Origin of the sequence: Hoylesella pleuritidis (genome assembly GCF_963541955.1) — a bacterium.
GTDB classification, from domain to species: domain Bacteria; phylum Bacteroidota; class Bacteroidia; order Bacteroidales; family Bacteroidaceae; genus Prevotella; species Prevotella pleuritidis.
The window spans coordinates 107,488-114,406 of sequence record NZ_CAUTUT010000009.1 but is presented as its reverse complement, the minus strand read 5'-3'; the positions used below and the strand labels follow the sequence as shown (position 1 = coordinate 114,406).

Sequence of the window (6,919 nt, the reverse complement as noted above, 5' to 3'; positions counted from 1 at the left end):
TTTGACACAGTCAGCCTGATTCTATTGACACAATGAATCTGAATCTATGAATCAAACCAAGCCTCCCTATACCTTTTTCTATCCCGTTTCTCCTTCCTTATTTATACTCTTTTGTATTTGTTGCCTTTGGTAAAGTGCAGGGATTATGGTATCTTTGCAGTATGAACATTTTTGGGCAAACTTTCCGGCGGCTTTTACGGATTCCTCGTTCGTATGGCTTCGGTGTGCAGTCTCCCTTTGCCTACGAGTTCGTGCGATGTGTGGTCAATGAGAAATATCCTTATTATGCCTATGAGGAGTTGTACGATAGAGAGGCCGTAAGAGATAAGACTGAGCTGAAGCGCTGCCGGCTTTGTTTGCGGCTGGCGAACTATATACAGGCAAGCAGTTGGGGGATTGCACAGGAGAAAAACCAAAGATATGAGAAGTATATCAATGCCGGATGCCGAAAGACGAAGGTGCTGACGGGTTGTTCTGCTGACAGAAGATCTGAACTTGGCAGTTGTCAAGTGTTATTGATGACATTGCTGGACGATTGGAGACCGATGTTCGATTCCTTTGTCGAAACAGCTACATCCCGATCCGTTTTGCTGGTGATGAATATCGATGTCACGAGGGAAACGGGGCAGGCGTGGCGGCGAATAATGAATGACAGTCGGACAGGCGTTACTTTCGACCTTTTAGACTGCGGAATCGTGTTTTTCGATTTGAAAATGCACAAACGGAATTATAAAATCAATTATTGAGACGTGTCGATGAAGATTTATACCAAGACTGGCGACAGTGGTACAACGAGCCTGATCGGGGGCCGACGGGTGGCTAAATGTGACAAACGAATAGAGGCTTACGGTGCGTTGGATGAGCTCAATGCTCATCTTGGAATGCTTGTCTCGCTGACAGCCGATGAAGATGTGAGGGTGTTTGTTGAACAGATTCAGTGCGATCTGTTTGCCGTTGGCAGTTATCTGGCTGCCGATCAGCCGGGAAACCTGTGTCGGGGTGTCTCCGTTATTGATGACGGTGCCGTCCGGAGACTTGAAGAACAGATCGATGCGATGGTGTTCTCAATTCCTGAACAGACCAGCTTTATCATTCCCGGAGGCTGTCGTGAGGCGGCGTGGGCTCACGTTTGTCGAACTGTTTGCAGGCGAGTCGAGCGTCGGATGGTAGATTGTGGCAAGGATGTCTGCCTTTCTCCTCAGATTCTCCATTATATGAATCGGCTCTCCGATTATTTGTTTGTCTTGGCAAGAAAATTGAATTTTGTTGCCCATACAGTAGAAAAAAAGTGGCAAAGTACTTGCAAATAGCGCAAAATTGTTTATTTTTGCACGCACAATTAATGATAAATCAGAAAACCGAGAGATATGTATTGGACACTGGAATTAGCTTCAAAGTTGGAAGATGCACCTTGGCCTGCAACGAAAGACGAGTTGATTGACTATGCGATTCGTTCGGGTGCACCTCTTGAAGTGTTAGAGAATTTGCAGGAAATTGAAGACGAAGGCGATGTTTATGACAGTATCGAAGACATCTGGCCCGATTATCCTACTAAGGAGGACTTCCTTTTCAATGAGGATGAATACTGACGAATAACCGGCGAGTCGGTTGTTTCGCCGAGTGTGAGGTATGCTGTTAATTTGTGCATACCCTGCTTTTCTTTGTGGGAATTTGAATGAAAAAACACTGTATAAAGAATATTATAACTCTCTAATTTATTTTGGTGGTTGGACGTTGAGAGAACGTTCAGCCATTTTTCTTTGATTGTGGGTTGGGTAAATAGGCATCAGCTGTCCTCTTGGATTTCTGAGTTGGGAGGCCGAATATATCTCTCAGTTCGGAGTTTAGGGAACTAAAAAGCAATGTCGGTTACTTACTCGTGCAATCGTTTGCACACTGTCTGGATGCAATTAGAGAGCTTTTGCGTAGCGATTCTGTGTGAATAATGTGTAACTTTACGGCATATTCACTAACTTAAACCAATGATTTTAGATTTCAGTATTGACTATAAAACAGTCTATGGAGAGCAACTCGTTCTCAATGTCGTGGCTGATGAGACTGCCGAAACGGCGGAAACAACCGCGTATAGAATGGTAACGACCGACGGATTGCATTGGACTTGCCGAATGAATATCAAACAGGCGGATCTACAACCGCGGTTAGATTATTATTACTCCGTGTTCAATGCTGACGGAGAAACAACTCACGAATGGCTCACAGAGGCTCATCGGCTTGATTTCTCTGCGCTCAACGGCACGCATTATGTCGTTTACGACCATTGGATCGATATTCCCGAGGACACCTATTTGTATAGTTCGGCTTTTACGGAGTGTATTCATCATCGGCGAGAAACCGATGTCAAGGTTACTCGTTTTGGTAAAACGTTGCGTCTGGCGGTGCGGGCACCACAGCTCAGGACATCTCATCGTCTGGCGATTGTGGGTGCGGGTGAGGCACTCGGAGCGTGGAATCCTGCGCGGATGATTCCGATGTGCGAGCACCATTACAATGAGTGGGTGGTAGATCTCGATGCTTCGGAACTTGAAAGTCATCAAATCGAATTCAAATTCATTGCTTTCAACGCCACTGATAAGGCTGATGTGCTATGGGAAACGGGAATGAATCGAACGGCGGAAGTACCTCGGATGAGCGCAGGTGATGTCGTGGTGTATAGTCTTTCACAAGCATTCTTCCCGCTGTACGATGTTAAACTGGCCGGAACGATGGTTCCCGTATTCTCGCTTCGGTCGAAAACGAGTTTCGGAGTGGGTGATTTCGGCGATCTGAAAAAGATGATCGACTTTATAGCTCTTACCCGTCAGCGCGTGCTTCAGGTGTTACCCATCAACGATACTACCACTACCCACACGTGGACAGACTCTTATCCGTATAGCTGTATCAGTATTTTCGCTATTCATCCGCAGTATGTCGACCTCACACAGCTACCTACGCTCAAAGACGAAAACGTAAGAACGCATTTTGAGGAATTGAGAACGGAACTCAATTCGCTGCCGCAGATCGACTACGAACGTGTTAACGAAGCTAAGACGGCCTACTTGCGTGCCGTCTATGAACAGGAAAAGACGAAGGTGTTGAAGTCTTCCGGTTTCAAAACTTTCCTCAAAGAGTCCGGTCGTTGGCTGGTTCCTTATGCCCGATATTGCAGCCTTCGCGATGCATATGGTACCGCAGAGTTTGACAAATGGCCTGCACACAACACGTGGGATGAGGCCGATCGCAAGGTGCTTACAACCGCTTCGACCAAGGTTTTCAAAGAAGTGGCATTCTATTATTTCATTCAATACGTGCTCAGTGAGCAGATGTCGGCCGTACACCAGTATGCACGTGCCAAGGGAGTAATCCTTAAAGGAGATATTCCTATTGGTGTGAGCCGTTACGGTTGCGATGTTTGGATGGAGCCGAAATACTTTAATTGCAACGGACAAGCAGGTGCCCCACCTGACGATTTCTCTGTAATGGGACAGAACTGGGGCTTCCCTACCTACAATTGGGATGCTATGCTGAAAGACAACTGCCGCTGGTGGGTGCGCCGTTTTAAAGCAATGGCCAAGTATTTCGATGCTTATCGCATTGACCATGTACTCGGATTTTTCCGCATTTGGGAGATACCTATCGACTCGGTACACGGTTTACTGGGTCAGTTCTCACCCTCGTTGGGAATGACTCGTGATGAGATAGAGGCTTACGGACTGTATTTCCAGGAACAACAGTTTACCAAACCTTTCATTGCCGACTGGGTTTTAGATCGCGTTTTCGGTCGGCACGCTGCCGAAGTAAAAGCAAAGTACCTCGTTCATACACACGATGACATCTACGATTTACGGCCGGAATACGACACGCAACGCAAAGTCGAGGCTGCGTTCGAGGGTAAGTTGTCGGCAACGGACATTCAGATTCGCGACGGTTTGTATGCACTCATCAGCGATGTGCTGTTCGTTCGCGACCGCAAAGACCGTGATAAGTTCCATCCCCGCATATCCGTTCAGTTCAGTTTTGTTTACGAAGCTCTTTACGACAGTGATAAAACAATCTTCAATCGCATCTATAACGACTATTATTATAGGCGTAACAACCGGTTCTGGTACTATGAAGCGATGAAGAAACTACCGCGACTCGTTGAGGCAACACGTATGTTGGTGTGTGCCGAAGACCTTGGAATGGTGCCCGATTGTGTGTCGTGGGTGATGAATAAATTGCGCATTCTCAGCCTCGAATTGCAATCTATGCCCAAGGATTCAAGTGTTCGGTTCGGCAATTTGGCGCATAACCCATACCGAAGTGTATGTACCATCAGCAGTCACGACACCCCGACGCTGCGCCAATGGTGGCAAGAAGACCGCGAGCGCACGCAAATCTACTATAATTCGATGCTCTATCGCGGGGGTGCCGCACCTCAACCGCTGCCCGGTTGGCTTGCACGCGACATCCTTTCAAACCATCTCGCCTCTCCGTCAATGCTTTGCATTTTCAGCATCCAAGACTGGATGGCCATTGACGAACGGCTACGCATTGCCGATCCTGATGCCGAACGCATCAATATTCCGGCCAATCCGAAGCACTATTGGCGCTATCGGATGCATGTAAACATCGAGGATCTTATTGCCGATCGCGATTTCCGCGACAACATCTCAGAGTTGGTGGAGCAGAGTGGGAGAAGTAATTAGGAGTTAAGACATCGGAAATTAAGGAGTTGAGCCATTGCTTTTGACTTCTTGTCGGGGCGCGTCGGCGTGTTCTCTCGCTGTTAAGAGACACCCCTCTCACCGTTTATCTCTCATCGCTTATCCGTCCACAGCATTGCAACTAACAGTCTTTCGCCTTGCGATTAGATGCTTTTCGCACGCCATTTAACGGCTTTTCGCCTTGCGTTTAACAGTTAATTATCGTGCGTTTAACGGTTAATCGTTGGAGGATATACGGTAACGGAGAATTTAAACAGATATAACGATGCTGATAAGAAAAATGTTTTTCACGGGTCTTTTGTCGCTGATCATCGGCCAGACGACGGCCGGACAGCCCTTTGAAGAGATGATATACAGTAAGAAAAAGACTGTTTTCAGACTCTTCGCACCCACGAATGCCAAGCGTATTGTGGTCAGATTGTATGCCGATGGACTCACTGGCACACCGTTGAAAACCGTTAAGATGAAATCGACTGGTGCTGATCGATGGGAAGTTTCAGTACCAGGCGACTGGCGAAATCGCTTTTATACGTTTGAGATTCCAAGTCTCGGACGAGGTGAAACACCCGGAGTCTTTGCCCGTGCAGTAGGTGTCAACGGTAAGCGTGGTGCTATTTTGCCGCTCGGAGAGACTGATCCTGTGGGCTGGGAACACGATGTTCGACCGGCATTGAAGTCGCCCGCCGACCTCGTTATTTATGAAATGCACCACCGCGACTACTCTATTTCGCCTACGTCGGGCATCAAACACAAGGGTAAATTCTTAGCTTTGACCGAACCACAAGCCATCAATCATTTAAAGGAGTTGGGCATTAACGCCGTTCATTTGCTGCCTTCGTTCGACTATGCATCAGTTGACGAAACGAGACTTGATACTCCTCAATACAACTGGGGCTATGATCCGCTCAACTATAACGTGCCCGAAGGCTCGTATTCTACTGATCCTTACGACCCCGCCGTGCGTATCCGTGAGTTCAAACAGATGGTGCAGGCTTTGCATAAAGCCGGTATTCGCGTTATCTTAGACGTGGTTTATAACCACACGTTCGATATAAATGGCAGCGGTTTTCAGCGTACTTACCCCGACTACTACTATCGCAAGCGTACCGACGGCATTTATTCTGACGGGTCGGGATGTGGCAACGAGACTGCCAGCGAGCGTGAAATGATGCGCCGCTTTATGATAGAGTCGGTACGTTTTTGGGCCAAAGAGTATCACATCGACGGTTTTCGGTTCGATCTGATGGGTATTCACGACATCGAAACGATGAATGCCGTGCGCCGCGCTGCCAGTGAAATAGATCCTACCTTATTTATATATGGCGAGGGATGGAGCGCCGGAGGCTGTGCACTTCCCATCGAAAAATTGGCCGTCAAAGCACATATCAGTCAGCTTCCGGGCATCGCAGCCTTTTCAGATGAGCTTCGCGATGCCCTGAGAGGACCTTTCTCGGACGATCACAAGGGTGCTTTCCTGGCCGGTTTAGCCGGTTCAGAGGAAAGTATCAAGGCCGGAATCGTCGGTGTTATTCGTCATCCGCAGGTCGATTATGCGCAAGTCAACTACACAAAAGCACCTTGGGCCACATCGCCTACACAAATGATAGCGTACGTAAGTTGTCACGACGATATGTGTCTTGTGGACAGGCTGCGTGCAAGTGTGCCCAAAATCACCGACGACGAACTGATTCGCTTGGATCTGTTAGCGCAGACTGCCGTGCTCACTTCACAAGGAGTGCCTTTCATTTTGTGTGGAGAGGAGATGCTTCGGGATAAGAAAGGCGTACACAACAGCTTCAATTCGCCCGACAGCATCAACCGGCTCGATTGGCAAAACTTGGCAAAATACCCACAGGTTTTCCGTTATTACAAGTCGCTGATACAGCTTCGAAAGCACCATCCGGCCTTTCGGTTGGGCAATGCAGACCTCGTTCAGCGTCACTTAGAGTTCTTACCCACGCAGCCATGTGTGGTCGGTTTCCGACTAAAAGATAATGCCGGCGGCGATGAATGGCGTGATATCATCGTCATTCTGAATGCTAATAAGGATGCAAAGATGATCGAGATTCCGGCCGGTCAGTATACAGTCGTGGCCTGCGATGGTGTGATAGACGAGCGCGGTTTAGGCGAAATGGAAGGTGGAAAAGTAGAAGTTGATCCGCAATCGGCGCTGATTCTCTATCGAATGTAGCCCCTTCCTAACTTATAAACTTGTA

5 protein-coding genes are annotated in these 6,919 nt (G+C 47.9%); all 5 read left to right on the top strand.

Annotated features, from left to right (window positions below; translation table 11 throughout):
* Positions 1–161 precede the first annotated feature (161 nt).
* Complete coding sequence (locus RWY97_RS05510) at positions 162–746, top strand: hypothetical protein (protein ID WP_314740841.1); 585 nt, start codon at positions 162–164, stop codon at positions 744–746.
* Positions 747–755: 9 nt separating this feature from the next.
* Entirely contained in the window at positions 756–1,310 is a 555-nt protein-coding gene (locus tag RWY97_RS05505; protein WP_315565991.1) for a cob(I)yrinic acid a,c-diamide adenosyltransferase, read from the top strand.
* Positions 1,311–1,367: 57 nt separating this feature from the next.
* Positions 1,368–1,589 carry a DUF2795 domain-containing protein gene (locus RWY97_RS05500; protein WP_004349202.1) on the top strand — a complete coding sequence of 74 codons (222 nt, stop codon included), beginning with the start codon at positions 1,368–1,370 and terminating at the stop codon, positions 1,587–1,589.
* A 393-nt stretch (positions 1,590–1,982) separates the two neighbouring features.
* Positions 1,983–4,685 carry a 4-alpha-glucanotransferase gene (locus tag RWY97_RS05495; RefSeq protein WP_315565990.1) on the top strand — a complete coding sequence of 901 codons (2,703 nt, stop codon included), beginning with the start codon at positions 1,983–1,985 and terminating at the stop codon, positions 4,683–4,685.
* Positions 4,686–4,968: 283 nt separating this feature from the next.
* On the top strand, positions 4,969–6,894 hold the full coding sequence (gene pulA, locus RWY97_RS05490) for a type I pullulanase (protein ID WP_390883261.1): 1,926 nt from the start codon (positions 4,969–4,971) through the stop codon (positions 6,892–6,894).
* Positions 6,895–6,919 lie beyond the last annotated feature (25 nt).